Source organism: Acinetobacter sp. 24-47-67 (assembly GCF_056779735.1).
In genome coordinates this window covers 17,281-37,640 of record NZ_JBWYIK010000011.1, presented here as the reverse complement: position 1 = coordinate 37,640, position 20,360 = coordinate 17,281, and the positions used below count along the sequence as shown (strand labels likewise).

Genomic DNA, 20,360 nt, shown 5'->3' with positions numbered 1-20,360 from the left:
CTTTATTTTCATCATGAGTATTACTTTATTAATCAGTATTGAGCTCATTTATGCTTTGGGTAGTATTATATTTATACTGCTTATCTGGTGGAATTTTAGAAAAAAACCACAATTAAAAGAATTACAAAAAATAGACAAAGATTTATGGTCGATTCAAATGACTTCAAATCCAAAAATATACCAAGCAAAACTGAATCGAGTTTATCATTTTCATTACTTGGTGGTACTCAGTTTTAACGAAAATAAATTCGACTCTTTGGTGATTTGGAGAGATCAAATAGATGAAAAACAATGGAAAAGCTTGATTACCCATGCAAATTTTGGCTAATTGTTAGACAATAAGTCTTTTATTTTTAAATTTAAAACATGATAAAAAACAATTATTTAAAAAAATATAATATGTATAAAAAATGAATTGTTTGACGAAAATGAAAGAAAATCAAATTGTTAGACAAAAACACGATGAAATCTTAATTTCTAAAGTACATTAAATATACCAACAGCTAAAGAGGAATTTCAAAATGAGCGAAATTCATATGTGGTTGTTTCTAGTGGTTGCTGCTGTTATGGCAATTATAATTGGAAGACTAGGAACTGTGCTGAAGGAACGAATTGAACACCACAACAACGAACAAAATAAACTCTCTTGAGTTTACCGTTTAATAAGTAGCATGTGCCGAACCGTCGCTATGCTACTTTTTTTTGCCCAAAATTTTAACAATTCAAAAAATAAGTCAATTATTTCAATTCAGATCAATGACAGACTAATTGTTAATGAAGTGCATTGCTGCACTTTTATTCAGCGATTGCATCTGATATTTTAAATCGCAAGGATGACAAAATTATAAAATTGAGGACAGGAAGTATGTCTAAATTAAAGACTCAAGGTCTTTTCACGGCAATTGCGGTTGTAGCAGCTACAACTTTATCTGGATGTTCATACGTAATCAAAACTGGTGCGAATGCATCACTTGCTTTTAGTGAAAAACACATCTTACCACCAGTACTCTCAATGGGTGATGTGGATATGGTGTGTAATCAGGGCACAGCTTTGACTCCTGTGATTATGGCGACTAAAGATATGGGTGCTGATCCGACCCGTATGGCAGTTCTTTTATATTCAGCTTCAGGGATGTGCGCAGAAAATCGTGCCTTAGATGCAGAATTAAGATACCTAAGAGCATCAAAAGCAGGTCAAGTGACAGAAGCACAAGATGCGCGTATTGAACAAAAGCGCTGGGCTGCTGTTGCTGCCGAACGTCAATATACGGGTTATCAATTGTTTGCGGAACGTTGGCAGTCTAAATATAAATATAATTTAGGTGACTCATGTCCAACTATGCGTCGTAATCTTGACCAAACAGTATATCTGTTAGGGATGTTAAGTGGCTTACAAGCAATGACCAATGATATTGCTTCTGGTGGTCAAGTGCATGTTCCTAAAGATATCGCAGCAATTGTTGAACGTGGCATGGTCTGCCTTGATAACAACAAGTTTTGGGGTGTACCGAATGCTACTCGAGCAGTGATTTGGACATTATTACCTGGAGCTGATGCAGGCAAACCAGATCCATACCAAACGCTTAAACAATCTATGCAAATTGGTGAGCAAAAAGGAGTACGCTTATCGCATGCCTTGTATGCTGTTGCAGCACAAGCCAGTGGTGACGATGCAAAAATACGTGATGCATTACGTTCTTATGCTGCTTCACGTGCAGAAGAAGTTCCTGTAAATCCAGAGTTTAAGTTATTGGATAATATGGCAGGACAAATGATTCAAGCGATCTCAGACCGTTATTGGACGGAGAATACAGGTGTTCGAACTGAAGCAGATGGAATGTCGAGCTTCTGGGATGATCAAGCGACCAATGAAGCCGATGATCTTTTCGAGAACACATTAGGCGAATAAGATTTTTTAATTTTGTTCAAAATTAAAAATGGAGTTATTCAAGAAAAAGAGCTTAAAGCTCTTTTTCTTTTAGGAATACGAAAGATGAAAGATACTATCCTGATTCGAAAAATACTGTTTATTGCATGCTGTATCAGTATTGCTGCTAGTTTGCAGATTTTTCAGGAGTATTTTTTCTATTGGCGTCCTGTATTGGATGAAGAAATTTGGCGAGTATGGACAGCCCACTATGTACATGTGGGCTGGATACACTATGCATTGAATATGGTGGGTTTAGCCTGTCTGCCATTCATCTTCCCATATGTCAAAATTAGGTATATGTTGTACTTGTTAATCGCACTCCCGCCATTAATTAGTTTAAGTTTTTTTTATGTTTATCCTCACCTTGAAGCTTATGCAGGTCTATCAGGGGTACTACATGGTATGTATATGGCTTTGGCAGTTTATTTTTTTAAATTTGAAAAAGAACGTAAATTCTCGCTGCTTGTATTAGCTTTAATCACGGGCAAAATTTTGTGGGAAAATATCTTTGGTTCTCTCGATACTGCGCAAATGATTGGTAGCCCAGTATTGGTTGAAGCACATTTAACAGGTGCAATATGGGGGGCATTACTCAGCATGCTCTTTTTAATTTATCAGCACATCTCCGTGAAGGACACACACATCTCTTAATTACTCTGATACTTAATTATCACTTATTTTAATGTGTGATCAGATTCAAATCTTTTGCATTTATTTTTTTAAGGTCATATTTGTTTAAAAAAGAAATACAGTATGGTATAGCCTACTGATTTAGTTGGTTTTCATCTCGCTCTTAAGAGGTGTATTGATGAAAATTGGCATAAATTAAAAAAAAATGGAAAAGTCAGTCATTCTTTTTTAAAAAAAAATCAGTCAGATTCATGTGATAAAAGTGGTAAGGAAATTAGGTAAAGGATTTTGCCTAAGCCCGAATTAGAAAAGATGAGCTGTACAGGCAATGTATAGCAGTATTAAATAATGGAATAACAATGCAAGAGCCTTCTAAAAAGAGATCTGGGTTAGGTCTACTTAGTTATATATGGACTGAGTGGATATCTGCGTTTACGATTTTGCTTCTACTGTTACTGACGCTCATCATCGGGACAGGAGAAATGATTCACGGGCAGATGTTACGTATAGGTGAAAGTCTATACGGTGACGAAAAAATTGGTATGCAGTATTCATTCTTGCGTGCCGAACCTGAAAAGCCAGTCTGTGATCGAAATCCAAATATTGACCTTCTGGTTCAAAACCAAATGCAAGCCAATGCAAAAGATGAATTTGCAGATATTTTTGGCACAACATCTGAAGAAGATGTTCGTGCCTCTGTGTTGGCTGGTCAACAGTTATGTGAAGAAAAATATGCCTTCTACGATAAGTCAATTCAGTATTTAGAAGATAATCCTTCAATACGAACTTACCGAACCATGGAAACAACTTTCTTTGGTATTTTCCAATTTGGTACGGAAAATAAGGCAGTTCTATTGATTATCATGGTGGTACTTGCAGCGATCACTGCAACACTTAAAATCCACCACATTGGTCTACGCGGTCCAAGTTCTGTTTTAGATTATAGGGTTTACGCTGTCGCAATGATACTTGCGAACAGTTTCTTAACCAGTTCAGCGATCAGTCAGTATAGATCTGTATTGAACTCTGGTGTTCCGCCAACCAGTGAGATGACAATCATCTATTGGTTATGGATAATCTTGTTCAGTACACTGACATTAATTAGTTTGTACCAATTGTTCCGTGTACCAGAAAATGCGAAGCCAGGTGGTACGATTGGCATGGCATTATTGTCAGTCCCACTTTATGCCTATATGGCGATCACAACAGGATTTAACTTTACCTTTGTGATGGACTATCCAATGGGTCAAGGGATTTATTTAGGGCAGCTGGTTGAGTTCTCTACCATTTTCCTTAATTTATCACTGTTCATTTGGGCAGGTATGCTGTTAAAGCAGACATTAATTGTTGATAAATTCCTAAATATTTTACGTCCATGGAATTTAGCGCCTGAAACGCTTACCTGGTTAATCTTACTTGCTGCTGCATTACCTACAGCCTATACAGGTGCATCAGGTATTTTTGTAATCGCTGCAGGTGCGATCATTTATAAAGAAGTTTGGAATGCGGGCGGACGCCGTCAATTCGCTTTGGCTACAGCAGCGATGTCGGGTTCGCTTGGTGTGGTACTCCGTCCATGTCTATTGATTGTTGTTGTTGCATCACTGAACAAAGAAGTAACAACTGACTTATTATACCAATATGGTATTGGTGTTTTCCTCATCACTTCGACACTGTTCCTACTAATTTCACTGTTCTTTGCTGAGCAAAAATTCCGTATTGCAGCGCCATCAGTTGCATTCCCGAATTCAGCTAAGGCATTAGTGGCAGTGGTTCCTTATGTGATCGTGTTCCTGATTGTGTGGTCATTCTACAAGTATGCATTAAATACCAATTTGAATGAGTTCACTGCACCAGTCATGATGCCAATCATCTTACTTGTCATGGTGCTTTATGAAAAATTACGTCATGAACCAGCACCGCTAGCTCCAGTTGGACATTGGGATACGACATTAAGCCATACTTCGGTTGAACAAGAAGCAGCTAAGGCACGAGTGTCAGCATCTGAAATTGCAGCCCAAGATAGTCCAGACAATCCTGCGCGTAAAGTGAGTTTCTGGAAGTCAATACATGTATCTGCAAGTGAAACAGTCGGGCATATCGGGGCACTTGTGATCTTGATGGCATTGTCTGTCAGTGTTGGTGGATACTTAGAGCGTATCGAGTTGATGGAACACTTCCCAACGGATATTGAAAATATCTATATCGTGATTACCTTGATCGTATGTCTCATGGTATTCGTCGGGATGATTATGGACCCATTTGGTGCTGTGATTCTGATCTCAGCAACAGTTGCGCCTGTCGCCTACGCTTATGGTATTGATCCTGTTCACTTCTGGATGATTGCTTTAATTGGTTTCGAATTGGGTTATGTATCACCTCCAGTTGCACTCAATCACTTGCTCGCAAGGCAGTCGATTGGTGATGAAGAGGTGGCTGCGGCCGATGCAGAAGTGAAAGATAAAACGTTCTACTATAAATACGAACGTTGGATTCTACCTCTGATTGTGATGATTCCAGCAATGTTGATTATCGCCTATGTGCCTTATATCTTTAAGTTATTCGGTTGGTATCAATAATTAAATAAAATAAGCACCTTCGGGTGCTTATTTTTTAATGAATTTACAATAAAGCCAGCTCCATCGAGCTGGCTTTGTTGATTTTTAAAACATCTTAATTTCTTGGGCGCGGCTTAAATTGAATAACACCAATTTCGTCTGCAACCTCAGGCATTTGAGGTTCGTCAATATGTGTCGGACGATTTTCAGAATAGTTACATTCAATACATTCGATCCATTCTGAATCACCTGAAGTGAGCATGACAATACGATCCATAGCTTCACATTTCGGACATTTTGCACCTGCAATGAAACGACGTTTGATCGACATAATGACACTCACCTTCAAAAATTAGTAGCGTAGTTTAAGCAGTTTTAGTGTCATTCGTCCAACCTTGATGGCGTAATAATGCATCAATTTTAGGCTCACGACCTCTAAATTTAACAAAGGCATCAAGCGCTGTATCTTTACCGCCCACAGCCAGCACTGCCTTGCGGAAAGCAAGTCCAGTCTCTTGGTTGAAGATCCCTTCTTGTTCAAAGCGATCGAATGCATCACTTGCTAAAACTTCAGCCCATTTGTAAGAGTAGTAGCCTGCGGCATAACCCCCTGCGAAAATATGGCTAAAACTATTTTGGAATCGGTTGTATGGTGCTGTAGGGAGAACAGCATATTGTTCACGAATTTCGTTTAGAGTGTGTTGAATACCTATTGCATCTAAAGCAGGTGATTGTTTATGTATATTCAAATCAAACATGGCAAACTCAAGTTGACGAAGGGTTTGCATGCCTGATTGGAAAAATCTCGCATCTAAAAGCGACTTAAGGAGTTCTTCAGGTAAAGGTGTTTTGGTCTCAATGTGTTGGCTGATTAAAGCCAAACTTTCATTATCCCAAGTCCAGAATTCCATAAACTGACTTGGCAGCTCGACGGCATCCCAAGCGACACCATGTGTGCCTGCAACAGAGATATGATCTACCTCTGTGAGCATATGATGCAGACCATGTCCAAACTCATGGAAAAGAGTAACGACTTCATCATGTGTCAAAAGCGCAGGTTGTTGACCAATCGGTGGTGTAAAATTACCGACCATGTAACAGATCGGTTTTTGCATACCATTATTGGTTTGCATACGTGAGCGGAATCCGCTCATCCATGCTCCACCACGTTTCCCACTTCTAGCGTATAAGTCAAAATAGAATCCGCCTACGACACTGCCTTGATCTTCAAGCTCATAATATCGTGCATCTGGATGCCATACAGGTGCTTCACGTTCAATGACTTGAATACCATATAATCGCTCCACAATTTTAAATAAACCTTGAACGACGACAGGGGTAGGGAAGTATGGCTTAAGTGCTTCCTGAGAAAGGTTAAACTGTTGAACTTTGAGTTTTTCCGAGAAATACGTCGTGTCCCAAGGCTGTAGTTCATCTACACCATGAGATTGAGCAATTGCTTTTAATGCCTCAATTTCTTGTAGGGCAGGTTTACGAGCATGTTCTGCCAACTCAATCAGGAATTGATCTACAGCTTCAACACTTGGAGCCATCTTACTTGCCAGTGAATATGCTGCATAATGATCAAAACCTAAAAGTTGAGCCATTTCTTGGCGCAATTTGAGAATTTCTTCCATCACCGCAGTATTGTCATATTCAGGGTGATCTGACTGATCCGACGCACGCGTGGTATAAGCTTTATATAAGGCTTCGCGAAGCTCTCGATTATCTGCGTAAGTCATGATCGCAAGATAAGAAGGGAAATCCAATGTCGCCACGGCTTGATCGAGTTCACGTTGTTGACCGTATTGCTTTAGCAGTTCGATACTGCTCGCAGGTAAACCAGCAAGTTCATCTTCAGTTAATGGTTTGAAATATGATTGTGTGGCATCAAGAACGTGGTTGGAAAAATCTGAAGAAAGTTGCGATAAACGAGCTGATATTTCTGCATAGCGTTTTTTGGCATCACCTTCTAGTGCAACGCCTGAAAGTTTAAAGTCTCTAAGAGCAAGTTTAATCGCACTCTGTTGAGCTTCTGGTAAATCCGAAAAAACAGGAGCATCATGCACATGTTGGTAGGTTTGATAGAGCGCGGTATGTTGCCCTAATTGTGTATAGTATTCGCTTAAGCTAGGTAAAAGAGACTGATAAATTTCGCGGGTTTCAGGATTGTTCATCACAGCATTTAAGTGAGACAAAATACCCCAAGATTCGCTCATTTGGTTTTCTAATTCATCGATTTGATCGAGCACATTTAATTGTAATTGTACCGTGTCTGGTACTTTCTCGAGTTGGTTTATAAAGTTTTGACCATTTTGAATCGCTTGTTCAATCTGTGATTTAAGTTGATCAAGTGTAATTTGAGAAAAATCGGGTACAGGCAAAGTTGCCTTTTCTAAAGTCATTCAAGGACCTAATTGATTCATTTACTTCATTTAGATGTAGGGGTTTATGGACTTTAAATCAAGTGATACATTCAATTATTTACTTAAGTGCTAAACAAAGAATCGGTGCACTTGATTATAGATTAAAAAATAAAGCTTAAAAAAAAGAGCGCCGTAGCGCTCTTTAAAGATTTAGTCTAATTTAGCTTTCGCATTCGACTTTTTCTTTTTCACTTTAACTTTCTTTTTCGCTTTGTCTTTTACTTTTCCATCAGATTTTTTGTCTGATTTTTTAGTATAAGAGCTTGGTTTTGCCTTGGACTTTTTCTTACGAACAGGGCGCTCACCGCTTTCATCTTTATCTTTTAGGAGTTCGAGAGGCTCATTCAACATGCGATTTAACGCTTCTTGCTTGGTGACCGGTTTTTCCTTCACGACACGTGGTGCTCGACTACGAATAGCGCGACCTGCATGGCTGAGTTGTTGAATCAATTCAAAATCAATCTTACGTTCTTCTAAATTGACACCTGCAACCTTGATGCGTACTTCATCACCCAAACCGAAGGTCTGACCACGATTTTGCCCAACTAAACTTTGACTCGCTTGATCGAAGACAAAGAAGTCATCGCCAAGCTGGCTTACATGGACCATACCATCGACATATAAATCTTTTAAAGTGACAAATAGACCAAACTCAGCCGTAGCACTAATGACGCCAACAAACTCTTCACCAAGATGCTGTTGCATATAATGGCATTTTAACCAAGTGGTCACTGAGCGAGAAGCTTCATCAGCTCGACGTTCTGTTGCTGAGAAATGATTACCGGCTTCTTCTAGTGCGCCACCTGAGACTGGTGCAGGTTTATTTTTCAGGTGTGCTTTGATAGCACGATGTAATAGTAAATCTGGATAACGACGAATTGGAGAGGTGAAATGAGTGTATGCCTCATACGCCAAACCATAGTGACCAGCGTTATTTGGCCCATAATAAGCTTGCATCATGGAGCGAAGAAGCACAGCATGAATACTTGGCGCATCAATACGGTCTTTAGTGGCTTCAATGACCGCTTGGTAGTCCGCTTGCGTAGGTTGATCAGGGAATTTCAAACCTAATAACTTAACAAAGTCGCGAACTTTTTGAATGCGTGAGAATTCAGGTGGCTCATGCACACGATACAACATTGGAATTTCGTGTTTTAAAGCAAATTCAGCAGCAGCGACATTGGCTAACAACATACATTCTTCAATGAGTTTATGAGCATCGTTACGTGATCTTGGAAGAATTTCTTTAATTCCACCAAGTTCATCAAAGGTCATGTACGTTTCAACGGTTTCAAATTCCATTGCATGGCGTTCTGCACGTAAACCTTTTAATACTTGGTAAAGTTGGAATAATGTATTCAGTGATTTACGCACTGTACGATCTTCAGGTACAGCTTGACTATCACCTTCAAAATATTTTGCAACTTGGTCATAGGTGAGTCGTGCTTTAGAGTGCATCACCGACGGATAGAATTCAAATTTTGTGACTTTACCTGCGCGACTTAAATTCAAATCACAGACCATACATAGACGATCTACATTTGGATTGAGTGAGCATAAGCCATTTGAAAGTGCTTCAGGCAACATCGGTAAGACAAAGTGAGGGAAGTACACAGACGTACCGCGTTCTTGTGCTTCATCATCTAAAGGTTTACCAATACGAACATAATGACTGACATCTGCAATCGCGACCACGACACGATAGCCGCCACCAGGACGTTTTTCTGCATAGACAGCATCGTCGAAGTCACGTGCATCTTCACCGTCAATTGTGACTAAGGGTAAATCTCTTAAATCAATGCGTCCTTGACGATCTCGTGCTGTCGGTTCTTTAAAACTTTCAGCTTCTTGAACTACTTCTTCTGGAAATTCGTAAGGTAAACCATATTCTAAAATGGTTTGAGGAATAATAATTTCAGTATCAGATTTGTCGGCCATAGATTGAATAATATGACCTGTAGCAAACTCTTCACGATTTGGAAAATCATCAATTTCAACTCGAAGAGAATCGCCAACTTTAGCTTTCGCATGCGCAATGAGTTCTTTTTCTAAGGTAATTGGTTGATGCGCATTTGGATTTGCTGGTTGAATGAAGTATTCACCTTCATATTCTGCGAGTTTCCCAATGATTTGTTTGACGCGTCGTTGGGTAATTTCAGTAATGAAACCCCATGGTTTACCTTTACGGTCAACAGAGGTCTGTTGAACTTTAACTCGGTCACCATGGAAGACTTGACGTAATTCACGCTCAGGTAACAAATATTCTTCTTTCTTACCATCTATACTCGCAACCCCTAAACCTTTGCTATTGATATAGATGGTCGCATCATGAACAGGTTGATCTGCCATAAGCTGGAACTTATAACCTTCTTTGGTCAATTGACCATCACGAACCATCGCACTTAAACGGTGACTAAGTGCTTCAATACTTTTTTGATCCGCAATTTCGAAGTGTTCCACAAGGTCTGCATGAGACAATGCTTTTTTCTTATTCTCAATCGTTTCTAGAATCAGAACACGGCTTGGAATAGGATTATCGTAACGTTCAGCTTCCGCTTTGGCTTCAGGGTCGACCCAATTTTTCATAATGTCTTTGGCTTCATATCAGAAGATATGTTTAGCATAAGACATGATGAGAAATACTGCACGTAAATGATTGCAATAAAGTGTTTTTAGTTCATAAATTATAAAAGAGATGCAGAATAGACAGCATTAAAGTGAAATTAATGCAGATTAAAGGTAAAAAACCTGAAAATTGTTTAAAAAATATATGATTGAACAAAAAACATAGAATTTTTTAAATTCTCACTTGAAGAGTAGGGACGAAGTTTGTATTATGGCGTCTCGTTACGGTGAGGTGGATGAGTGGCTGAAATCACTTCCCTGCTAAGGAAGCATACCTATTACTGGTATCGAGGGTTCGAATCCCTCTCTCACCGCCAACGATAAACTTGAAATGCGCTCATAGCTCAGCTGGATAGAGCACTTGGCTACGAACTAAGGGGTCGGGAGTTCGAATCTCTCTGAGCGCACCAATCAAGTTAATCGATGTAACGAAGTCGTAAGACACTCAAGTACGCGCTCATAGCTCAGCTGGATAGAGCACTTGGCTACGAACTAAGGGGTCGGGAGTTCGAATCTCTCTGAGCGCACCAACTTGAACATCTCTAAGATGTAAAAAAAGAGAAGAAACCGCTTAATTGCGGTTTTTTTGTGTCTAGAATAAAGTGATGCTATAAATCATCATATTTTTATTAGCTACTTAAGAAAGAAATAAATTTTAGAATTTCTGCACATATTATTTTTTAATTAATAGATATTAGCTCTTATAAAAACATCCTCAATCCAACTCATGATTGTTTGGAATTTGGATTGATCTTGTTGACCATCTCTTAAATTGTTGATTATCTAGGCATAATTTACATTAACGTATAAATACTGTTCGCTTGATTTAAATTTTATTAAAAAGTACTTAACAAATAATAATATTCATATATAATGCACTTCATCAAGACGTCGCGCTCATAGCTCAGCTGGATAGAGCACTTGGCTACGAACTAAGGGGTCGGGAGTTCGAATCTCTCTGAGCGCACCAACTTGATCATCTCTAAGATGTAAAAAAAGATAAAAAACCGCTTAATTGCGGTTTTTTTGTGTCTATTTTTTCTTATTTCTTCTGCTCTTCGTTTTTGACTTTCAATGCAAAGACGACATTCGCCCCAACTGTAGGGAGCACATCATGATAAGGCAAGCTCCGTGCTGCACGAATCAGGAAAGGTGCTTTTTCATCTATTTTTCCTGCATTCGTCATTTTCAATAAAGTACCTTGTTGAAACTTATCAAATTGCATTTTTCCTTTAATGTATTTCAGATCACCCCCTTGAGCATAAAAACTATTCTGATTCGACTGAGGAAAGCTAAAATTCAGTTTAAAACGGAATGGAATTTGAATAACTCCTAATCCGAGTTCAACTTTAAAATCTGCCAACTGCGTTTGGTCTTTTAGGGTTTCGATATCAATAGATTTGAGTTGGCGGGGAAACAGCTTTTTATAATGTACAGGCTGTGTCCATTTTTGTAGTTGTTGCACTGGTTGTGAATAATACTGATACGTCGTCACAAAACGCATTGATTCGGCACCGTGTTGATAAGGCACAGTTGTCGGTGTATGGACAAAACTTACAGGGTGTTCGGTGATACGACTGATTTGTGCGATTTTGGCTAATTGATTTGTCGTTAATTGGTCGGATGGAAATTGCCCTGGTTTGAGTGCACTCGAAGAAGGCGCTGTTAATTTTTTTCGAATTGATTCAAGTAAAAATGCATGTGTACCACTTGGAATTCCCATTTTTGCTTCAGGCACTGCATTCAGAACTTTGCTAAATAGAAAACCTTTAGGTTGGTCTAAATCTCCCCATTGCGTTAGGGTTAGAAGGGTATGATTCTGATCCAATTTGAACCATTCAAATTTTCCTAGACCATAAGGAACAGGTGCATCCACAATCAAGCTCGAAATACTATTACCTTCAATATGATGCTGAAACACTATGGTCTCATTAAAGTTGAGCACTGGTATCGGTGTTGGAATGGAAATTTTATATTGAACCTGAGTGATATTTTTTTCTTGATCTAATATTTTAGCTGATTTCAATGTCGGGAATAATCCAACAAAATTTTCAAACTGTGAAAGCGTTTTGGCGACCTTTTCTTCATTAACAGGCAATACGATGGCAGATGATGTGAACTTCACATTTGGATTGGGGTGTTTTTTGCGTGTCGGAATAGATGTTTGGGTATTCGGGTGTGCATAGATGAGAATCTGATCTTTGGTGATGCTGGCGAGTTCGGTACTATTATTTTGGAATGGTTTTAACGCACTGGGTATATTTTCTTTCCATTCAATAATCGCGCTGTACGACAAGCTAGGTATAAAAATAAGGCTTAAGCACAATGCTCGATAGTTAAAGTATTTCATTTTCATCCTGAACTATGAATTTAGACTTTTTATTTTGTGTCATTCTAAATCGTGTGATGCTTCTATCAATAGTGCGATGATGTAATCAACAGTATTCATTAAAACGACAATTTGATTTCACGTAAAGTGGTGTAATATCTTTGCTTAAGAAAATCGTTTGTTGAATACCCTATGTCTGATACTCAACCAGTTTTATCTGTCCGTTACTTCTTAAATTTACAAGAGTCTCAGGATGGTTTTGCATTAGCTACTTTTGGCAAAAAACAATTTACGCGTTTTTTAACGCCACTTGTCAGTATTGCGATCGTCATTTGGGGGCTTTATCTTGGATTAGAGGGTGTAGGACGCTATTACGTGGCTTTAGGCACGTTCTTTATCTTTTTACAAATCGTTATGCGTTACTGGTTCTTACCTATGATGTTCAAGCGTCAGTTTGAAAAATATCAATTTGGTAAGACTGAACAAGGTATCGATTTGTTTCAAAACTCTGCTGAACTTTTTTCAAGTGGTCGTCCTAAACAAGCATTTGCCTACGGTGAAGTACAAAAATTTGTAGTGGGTAAATTGACCTATATGCTTGAACTCAAAAATCATACAGTTGTCATTATTCCAAAACGTGCATTTGAGTCTGATGTAGACAGAACACTGTTTGAAAATACATTCCAAAAACGTTAAGTTTTGATGAGTTCATTACTCAAACTATAAATAAGAGAGATTTTCATGAGTGCAGTTCCATCAAAAATTGTATGTGTCGGTCGCAGTTATGCTGCGCATGCTCAAGAATTAGGTAATGCGATTCCTGATCAACCTGTCTTATTTATCAAGCCGCCGAGTAGCTTGGTGTCCTTAGCAGAAGGGATTGATTGGAATCGTGCATTGGGACAGTGTCATCATGAATGTGAACTTTCATTACGAATAGATCGACCGCTCAAAAACGTTACGGATCCTAAAGAGGCATTAGCAGCAGTAGGTGCAGTCACCCTTGGTTTGGATTTGACTTTAAGAGATCAACAAGATCAGCTTAAAAAGAAAGGACAACCTTGGGAACGTGCGAAAGCATTTGATGGATCTTGTATTTTGGCAGATTGGATTTCGCTTGATCAGGTTCCAGCATTAGATCAAGTCCAGTTTAAGCTCGAAATTAATGATGAACTTAGACAACATGGCGATACGGGTTTACTGATTTTTAAATTAGGAGCGCTTTTGGCAGAAATCAGTCAAAACTTTAGCTTAATGCCTGGTGATGTTGTCATGACGGGTACGCCTGCAGGTGTAGGACCATTAGAATCGGGTGATCAGCTCAAAATGACTTTGACTGGCTTAAATGAAGATTTTGTGTGGACTACGCAAGTGCAGTAATTAAGCATCAAGCTCAATTAAAAAGGATGATGGTTCATCCTTTTTTTTATGGCTAGAGATTGTCTGAATTGATGTTTTTACGAAACTGTTGGGGCGTGATGTGCATCCAACGTTTGAACATATTGATAAAGGCTGAGGCGTTGGCATAGCCCAAATCTAGAGCAATATGTTCAACAGTTTTATTTTCAGACAATAAGCTTAATGCTCGTGTAATTTTAAAGCGTTGACGCCATTCATTGAGCGACATCGAAATTTCAGCTTCACATAGGCGAGATAAAGTGCGCTCACTCATATTCACCATTTGAGCATAATCTCTCAGTGGACGCTGATCACTGAGATGCTCATGGATGTAGGTAAATATCGTTTGTAATGCAGGATGATCAGAATGGGGCAAGTAGCTTTTGAGCAGGGGTGAGCTTTTTAATTGATCCAGTAAAACCATTAAAAGTCGTTGATATTCGGGTTGATCATGTTTGAAATAAGTTTTTCTGAGTTCATTGAGTAGCGCCGTCACTAAGGGGGAGCTTAGTAAAATACCTGCTTGTTTGGGCAGTGCATCACACAGGCTTTCATGCACGTATAAGGTGGCATGAGAAACAGCTGTGAGATTAATACTGCTGTGATGCAGATGCGGCGGTAGCCAAATTCCGTAGGGCGGAGGTGTTAAATATTGATTTTGATTAATATGAACTTCCATTACACCATCAAATGCATAGATAAATTCGCCCCATGCATGACCGTGTTTAGGATATTCCGAATGGGCTGGATCATTGCGGAATGTTAGCCAAAGATTCTCTTGGATATGATCATAATTATCTAACTGAACGAATGGTTCATGTGGATGGCGTTTTGGCATATTAAATTGCCTGAATAAATGTATTTGTTGTCTGTTTTGAATTATATATTCTAATTCAGTCAGCAGTATAGTGACGACTTGTTTGTGTGAAGAGTGCCACTCATGGGTGAGCGAAGAGGTCTTGACCTTCAGGCGTCAAGCTTAATGATCGTATTGTGTTTAGTCTGGGGTTTACAGCAAATTATCTTGAAACTTGCAGCTACTGATATTAGTCCTCTGATGCAAATCGCATTGCGCTGTGGTTTGGCAACCTTGCTTGTCGTTCCATTATTGTATCGACAACGAGTGCAACAACTGTTCCATTACCGTTATGTTGTTCCTGGAATTTGGTTAGCCTTTTTATTTTCTGCAGAATTTTATTTGGTTGCTGAGGCGCTCAGGTACACTAGTGCTGCGCACACTGTTGTTCTGCTCTATACCGCGCCTATTTTTGTGGCTTTAGGCTTACATTGGAAAGTCAAAGCTGAAAAATTGAATAATCTGCAGTGGTTTGGTATTTGGTTCGCATTTTTTGGCATCGCTTATACTTTTTTAGTGCGTGATCAAGCTCAGAGCCAACTCAGCCATATTTTATGGGGAGATTTTCTTGCTCTAATGGCGGGGATGATGTGGGCATTGACTACGATTTCTTTAAAATTTTCAACGCTTTCAGAGGCGCCGCCTACTCAAACATTATTTTATCAATTGCTTGGGGGCTTTATTTTTTTATTACCCTTAGCTTTTTGGACTGGACAAGCAGATGTGCGCTGGTCACAACTGACGTTTCTGAGCTTAACATTTCATGCGGTTGTCATGTCTTTTTTAAGTTTGCTGCTATGGTTTTGGTTGTTACGAACTTATTTAGCAAATGGCTTAGGTGTGTTTTCGTTTTTGACTCCCATGTTCGGCATGTTGTTCGGTGTCTGGCTATTAGATGAGGAGATCGAAACGAGTTTCTTGGTCGGTTCTTGTATGGTTCTTGCAGGGATTATGATTGTGTCTTTGCACCGCTATTTGAGAATTTATCTTGATCGAATCAGCGCAAGAATTGGAGCACTCCATTGAATCAGTATACATGGTTGGGATTAAGTTCGATTTTGATTTGGGCCTCGTTGGTTGCGGTGGTGAAACTTGTAACTGAATCATTAAGCCCGGTACAGGCGGTGGCACTGATCTATAGTTTTAGTGCATTGTTCATGTTATGGAAAAATGGTTTTCCCAAGCTTTCACTCATGCCTAAAAAATACCTATTGGGCTGTGGTACTCTTTTTGTTGGCTATGAGATCCTGTTTTTAATTTCGATTGCACTTTCAACGCATCGAGAACAGGTATTAATTATTGCAATGATTAATTATCTTTGGCCTCCTTTGCTGATTGTATTTTCGATTCTTGCACGGCAATTGAGCGCGAATATTTGGGTGATTGCTGGCTTTGCATGTGCCATTCTTGGGTTAATGATGGTTGTTAATCCAGATATTCTCGAGCCGAAACGCATATTGGTGGCCGTGCTTGAAAATCCATTGGCGTACTCATTTGCTTTCATTGGCGCCGTACTATGGCCTTTGTACAGTATATTTACCAAGAAATATGCAGAAGGTCATAATGCTGTTCCATTTCTTTTTCTAATGACTGCAGTTGGGTTGTGGGCTGTACATTTTGTGATGCGAGAACCCTTTGTTGAGCTGAATTTGATGACATGGCTGATGGTTGTAGTCATTGGCAGCTTAATTGGCTTGGCTTATAGCAATTGGAACCAAAGCATGCAATATGGGAATCTCAAAATTTTAATTTTGGCAACGTATTTTATGCCCATTTTTTCAAGTCTGATGTCGATGCTGATTCTAGATGTGCAACCTCTAATGAGCTTTTGGATCGGTTGTGTCTTAGTGACCTTAGGCGCACTTATTTGTTGGAAATCTACACGTCCATATAGTCCATCTATGAAATAAGAAAAAGACCTGTAGAGGTCTTTTCTTATTGCAAGAGTTTATTTTTCTTCAAGTATGGTCGATAGTGGTACGGAGAGCTTTGCAGCCAGATAATCATCAGCTTCAATCAGTGCTGGACCAATACGGTTCATCCATACGTCATCTTCATGGATTTGTCCGATATCATTTTTATCAGGTAGCGTATAAGGCAATGATTTATAAAATGACCAAAAATCAAGATGATCTAAATTTCTAACCAAAACATATTCATTATTATCTGTACGTTTAATAATATTCTGCTGTTCCAATAGATTGACATATTTAGGCCAGCGGCCAATTTCACCGCGTCCTAAAATATCAAGTGCCTCCAGATCGGTTACGGTTTTACCTTGTTTTTGTTTTTTATAGAATAACTCAAGCATATCTAGAAGCATGAGAATTGGATGGCGCGTTTCGGTCTTACCTGTATGAAATGCTGTGAGGGCATAACTTATCTCAACACCAAGCAGTACGATGTTCCAAGAGAGATAAATCCACAACAGGAAAATTGGAACTGCTGCAAAAGCACCGTAAACCAACTGATAACTGGTAAAGTTAGTCATCACGAAGCCGAATAAATTTTTCAGTAACTCGAAGGTAACAGCACTAAAAATCGCAGCAATCATGGCTGCTTTTATTGGAACAGAGCGGTTTGGAATCGTCCAATACAAGGCGAAAAAACCAAATGCGGTGAGTGCAAATGAGATGACCCATAAAATAAACGTGCCATTCAATTCATAACCTGCAAAATTATTGCTTAGGATGTTCATAGACGCTAAAGTCGATGAAATCACAAAAGCCGAACCCAGCAGGATTGGTCCCAGTGAAATGATGGTCCAATAGCGCATAAAACCAATAATGCCATTACGCGTTTCTGTCACACGCCAAATACGATTGAATGCTGTCTCAATGCTAGTGAGCATCATTACTGTGGTAAAGAATAAAAACAGCACACCAATAATGGTTAAGTTGCTCGAATTGTCAGTAAATGCATTCAATGCTTTGTCAAACGCGATACTGGTTTTAGGCAGAAAATTACTGTAGATCAATTGTTGTAATTGTTGCCGAGCAGGTTCTAATGCTTTAATCGATGAAATGATAACCAAGAATACGGTCAACATCGGCACGACAGCGAAAAGTGTGGTGTAAGTTAAAGAGCCTGCTTGCTCACGACAATTGTTAGCTTCAAAGCGTCGTAGTACAAACAAAATAAACTGAAACCATGTTTTATTGTAGAAAGGTAACTTTTTTAAGATTTCCGCCATAAATAATGAGTCTCGAGTATTTTTTAGTTAAAATTCTGTACGTTCGTTGCACAGCTTAACCAAATTTTAAAAAAAATACCGTATAGTTTTCTTTTTTCATTGGATGATCTTTTTATGCAAGCATATGTTCTAGTTTTGTATTACAGCAAATATGGTTCAACCAAGGAAATGGCACATTTAATTGCTCAAGGAATTGAATCTACTGGAATGCTTGCGAAAATTAGAACAGTTCCACAGTTGGCAACAGTGGTGACCGAAGCAGCACCAAGTGTTCCAGAGGAGGGCGATATTTATGCGACTTTGGATGATCTTCAACATTGTTCGGGACTTGCATTAGGATCACCAACTCGATTTGGCAATATGGCATCAGAAATGAAATATTTTTGGGATCAAACAACGAGTTTATGGCTCAATGGTGCATTGCATAATAAACCTGCCTGTGTATTTGGTTCATCGGGCTCTATGCACGGCGGGCAGGAAAGTACATTACTGACCATGTTGCCACCTTTGTTTCATCATGGAATGTTGATTTTGGGTTTAACCAATGCCAACACAGCTTTATCGAATACAAAATCAGGTGGGACACCTTATGGTGCTACACATGTCAGTGGTCCTAGACACGATCAATCTCTAAGCCAAGATGAAAAATCACTGTGTATCGAGCAAGGGAAACGATTAGGTGAAGTGGCGTTGCAAATGTTAAAGAAATAATTTTAAAGATTATTTTATCATGCATAAAAAAGTGAGCTTCTCGCTCACTTTTATTTTGAAATATGTTTTTGTTCAAACCGGTGTTTGCACTTTTTGCATTGGTAATCGAGGAAAACATTTTTATCGACGATTTCTCCCGCTTTTTTTCCAAAACGATGACCTAAAAAGCCACCGGTCACACCCACACTGATTGCACCAACAAAAGTGCCAATTGTGCCACCCATGATTACACCTAAAGGGCCCGCAACAGCACCAATAGAAGCACCAATAGAAGCCCCTGATGCAGCACCACCCACAGTACCCGCAGTTGTACCCGCTGCGGAAAGAAGAACACCACCTGTTTTTTGCAGTAATTGTTCATGGTTGCGTTTTTCAATATCAGTTGAACCGCATTTTGGGCAGTGTATTTCTAAGTTTTCAGTCATTTAGGATTGCTCTAATCTATACATCCATTTATTTAAAAGATTCTAGCATTGCACTTAAAGTTACAACATGGCCGAATGTAGAAAAACTGTAATGCCAGATAAAATAAAAAATTGATTTCAAAATAGATTAATTTAATTTTTAAGGATAAAACCGTATTTTATGAGCAGGATGGCTTAGATCTTGAACTGAATAACTAAGCGAAAATAGTGATTTAATTTTTTTCGAAGTTTGGCTTATTTTTTTATTCCAATCAAAAAAATTACCAAGACAATGAAAAAATTATTTGTACTAAGCACCATTGTGACATTGAGTTTTAGCCTCATTGCATGCTCAAAAGAAAAGCCTACTGAGCTTAAGGGGCAAGATGAATCAAATGAAAAATTAACAACATTGAATATTGGCTATCAAAAAGCGGCGCTTAAATTCATCGTTGCAAAACAAAATAAAACTTTTGAGCAGGCATTTCCTGGTGTGAAAATTCAATGGAAAGAATTCCCGGCAGGTCCTCAAACACTAGAAGCATTAAATGTCGGTGCTATAGATGTGGGGTATACAGGGGATACACCTGTAATTTTCGCACTTTCTGCAGGGAAACCAATTCAATATTTAGCATATGAAAATGGATCTAAAAATGCACACAGCTTGCTGTTACCCAAAGACAGCACGATTCAAAGTTTAAAGGATCTAAAAGGTAAGCGTATTGGTGTTACACAAGGTTCAAGTGCGCATTACTTTCTCTCACAAATATTAGATCAAGCTCAATTGAGTTGGTCTGATATTCAACCCGTCTGGTTAACGCCTGCAGATGCACGAGCTGCTATTGATAAAAAATCAATCGATGCTTGGGCGATTTGGGATCCTTATGCAAGTGCTGCTTCGCTTAAAGGTGATACACGTGTTCTTATTGATTCAAAAGCTTTGCCATTGGCTTATAGCTTCTATTTGTCTTCACCAAAATTTTTAAAACAACATGGGGTTGAAGCCCAAAAATTTGTGCAAACATTAAATCAAGTAGATGATTGGATCAATCAACACCCAGATCAAGCCGCAAAAATTCTGGCGCAAAGTACAAGCTTGGATGAAAATATTACTAAACTGGTTTTAGAAAAAAGAAATATTCCTGCTTATGCCAAACTGGTCGATACAGATACAGTCACGGCGCAACAAAAAATTGCAGATTTATTTTATCAGCTCAAACTCATTCCGAATGCAGTGTCTTTAAAAGATCATGTGTGGACTGGGAAAGACTAAGTGATTGAACGCGAATCATATTTTTAT

17 protein-coding genes and 4 tRNA genes are annotated in these 20,360 nt (G+C 38.8%); 14 read left to right on the top strand and 7 right to left on the bottom strand.

All coding sequences use genetic code 11. The annotated features are described in order from the left end of the window. Positions 1-13 precede the first annotated feature (13 nt). The 4 genes from AC1M9K_RS12310 to AC1M9K_RS12295 all read left to right on the top strand — a co-directional run bounded on the left by AC1M9K_RS12310 (position 14) and on the right by AC1M9K_RS12295 (position 5,139). Positions 14-328, top strand: a complete 315-nt coding sequence (locus AC1M9K_RS12310) for a hypothetical protein (RefSeq protein ID WP_481589429.1) — start codon at positions 14-16, stop codon at positions 326-328. A gap of 537 nt (positions 329-865) precedes the next feature. Further along, positions 866-1,909: a hypothetical protein gene (locus tag AC1M9K_RS12305; RefSeq protein WP_035265182.1), complete on the top strand. Its 1,044-nt coding sequence runs from the start codon at positions 866-868 to the stop codon at positions 1,907-1,909. Between the two features lie 84 nt (positions 1,910-1,993). Continuing rightward, positions 1,994-2,581 carry a rhombosortase gene (gene rrtA / locus AC1M9K_RS12300; protein ID WP_481589428.1) on the top strand — a complete coding sequence of 196 codons (588 nt, stop codon included), beginning with the start codon at positions 1,994-1,996 and terminating at the stop codon, positions 2,579-2,581. A 338-nt stretch (positions 2,582-2,919) separates the two neighbouring features. After that, entirely contained in the window at positions 2,920-5,139 is a 2,220-nt protein-coding gene (locus AC1M9K_RS12295; protein WP_092768070.1) for a TRAP transporter large permease subunit, read from the top strand. A 94-nt stretch (positions 5,140-5,233) separates the two neighbouring features. Here AC1M9K_RS12295 and AC1M9K_RS12290 read toward each other — a convergent pair whose 3' ends face one another. From AC1M9K_RS12290 to rnr, 3 genes are all read right to left on the bottom strand, one after another. Beyond that, complete coding sequence (locus tag AC1M9K_RS12290) at positions 5,234-5,443, bottom strand: YheV family putative zinc ribbon protein (protein ID WP_171076743.1); 210 nt, start codon at positions 5,441-5,443, stop codon at positions 5,234-5,236. Positions 5,444-5,483: 40 nt separating this feature from the next. Continuing rightward, a complete protein-coding gene (locus tag AC1M9K_RS12285; protein WP_481589427.1) occupies positions 5,484-7,523 on the bottom strand; it encodes a M3 family metallopeptidase in 2,040 nt (679 codons plus the stop codon). 171 nt (positions 7,524-7,694) lie between these two features. Then, positions 7,695-10,133, bottom strand: a complete 2,439-nt coding sequence (rnr, locus tag AC1M9K_RS12280; protein WP_481589460.1) for a ribonuclease R — start codon at positions 10,131-10,133, stop codon at positions 7,695-7,697. Positions 10,134-10,395: 262 nt separating this feature from the next. Here rnr and AC1M9K_RS12275 point away from each other — a divergent pair. The 4 genes from AC1M9K_RS12275 (at position 10,396) to AC1M9K_RS12260 (ending at position 11,139) form a co-directional block, all read left to right on the top strand. Then, positions 10,396-10,486: transfer RNA gene (locus AC1M9K_RS12275), tRNA-Ser, on the top strand. Positions 10,487-10,502: 16 nt separating this feature from the next. Further along, a tRNA-Arg gene (locus AC1M9K_RS12270) sits at positions 10,503-10,579 on the top strand. A 43-nt stretch (positions 10,580-10,622) separates the two neighbouring features. Then, positions 10,623-10,699: transfer RNA gene (locus AC1M9K_RS12265), tRNA-Arg, on the top strand. A 363-nt stretch (positions 10,700-11,062) separates the two neighbouring features. Then, positions 11,063-11,139: transfer RNA gene (locus tag AC1M9K_RS12260), tRNA-Arg, on the top strand. 72 nt (positions 11,140-11,211) lie between these two features. Here the strand turns inward: AC1M9K_RS12260 and AC1M9K_RS12255 are convergent. Beyond that, positions 11,212-12,519: an SRPBCC family protein gene (locus AC1M9K_RS12255; RefSeq protein WP_481589426.1), complete on the bottom strand. Its 1,308-nt coding sequence runs from the start codon at positions 12,517-12,519 to the stop codon at positions 11,212-11,214. A 171-nt stretch (positions 12,520-12,690) separates the two neighbouring features. Here AC1M9K_RS12255 and AC1M9K_RS12250 point away from each other — a divergent pair, with 171 nt between their 5' ends. Together AC1M9K_RS12250 and AC1M9K_RS12245 are read left to right on the top strand one after the other, a co-directional pair. Beyond that, complete coding sequence (locus AC1M9K_RS12250; RefSeq protein WP_179999285.1) at positions 12,691-13,194, top strand: YcxB family protein; 504 nt, start codon at positions 12,691-12,693, stop codon at positions 13,192-13,194. Positions 13,195-13,239: 45 nt separating this feature from the next. Beyond that, positions 13,240-13,878, top strand: coding sequence for a fumarylacetoacetate hydrolase family protein (locus AC1M9K_RS12245; protein ID WP_481589425.1), 639 nt, complete (start codon positions 13,240-13,242; stop codon positions 13,876-13,878). A gap of 52 nt (positions 13,879-13,930) precedes the next feature. Here AC1M9K_RS12245 and AC1M9K_RS12240 read toward each other — a convergent pair whose 3' ends face one another. Continuing rightward, complete coding sequence (locus AC1M9K_RS12240; RefSeq protein ID WP_481589424.1) at positions 13,931-14,734, bottom strand: AraC family transcriptional regulator; 804 nt, start codon at positions 14,732-14,734, stop codon at positions 13,931-13,933. A gap of 102 nt (positions 14,735-14,836) precedes the next feature. Here AC1M9K_RS12240 and AC1M9K_RS12235 point away from each other — a divergent pair, with 102 nt between their 5' ends. Both AC1M9K_RS12235 and yddG read left to right on the top strand, forming a co-directional pair. Beyond that, on the top strand, positions 14,837-15,778 hold the full coding sequence (locus tag AC1M9K_RS12235; RefSeq protein WP_481589423.1) for a DMT family transporter: 942 nt from the start codon (positions 14,837-14,839) through the stop codon (positions 15,776-15,778). Then, entirely contained in the window at positions 15,775-16,662 is an 888-nt protein-coding gene (yddG, locus tag AC1M9K_RS12230) for an aromatic amino acid DMT transporter YddG (RefSeq protein ID WP_481586799.1), read from the top strand. Before AC1M9K_RS12235 ends, yddG begins: the two co-directional genes overlap by 4 nt. A gap of 38 nt (positions 16,663-16,700) precedes the next feature. Here yddG and AC1M9K_RS12225 read toward each other — a convergent pair whose 3' ends face one another. Then, positions 16,701-17,945 (bottom strand): YihY family inner membrane protein, encoded by a 1,245-nt coding sequence (locus tag AC1M9K_RS12225; protein ID WP_481586800.1) that lies wholly within the window; start codon positions 17,943-17,945, stop codon positions 16,701-16,703. Between the two features lie 114 nt (positions 17,946-18,059). On the opposite strand from AC1M9K_RS12225, the gene wrbA reads away from it, so the two are divergent. Then, entirely contained in the window at positions 18,060-18,656 is a 597-nt protein-coding gene (gene wrbA, locus AC1M9K_RS12220; protein ID WP_481589422.1) for an NAD(P)H:quinone oxidoreductase, read from the top strand. A 50-nt stretch (positions 18,657-18,706) separates the two neighbouring features. Here the strand turns inward: wrbA and AC1M9K_RS12215 are convergent, their stop codons facing one another. Next, positions 18,707-19,081, bottom strand: coding sequence for a hypothetical protein (locus AC1M9K_RS12215; protein ID WP_035265212.1), 375 nt, complete (start codon positions 19,079-19,081; stop codon positions 18,707-18,709). Between the two features lie 271 nt (positions 19,082-19,352). On the opposite strand from AC1M9K_RS12215, the gene AC1M9K_RS12210 reads away from it, so the two are divergent. Continuing rightward, positions 19,353-20,333, top strand: a complete 981-nt coding sequence (locus AC1M9K_RS12210) for an aliphatic sulfonate ABC transporter substrate-binding protein (RefSeq protein ID WP_481589421.1) — start codon at positions 19,353-19,355, stop codon at positions 20,331-20,333. Positions 20,334-20,360 lie beyond the last annotated feature (27 nt).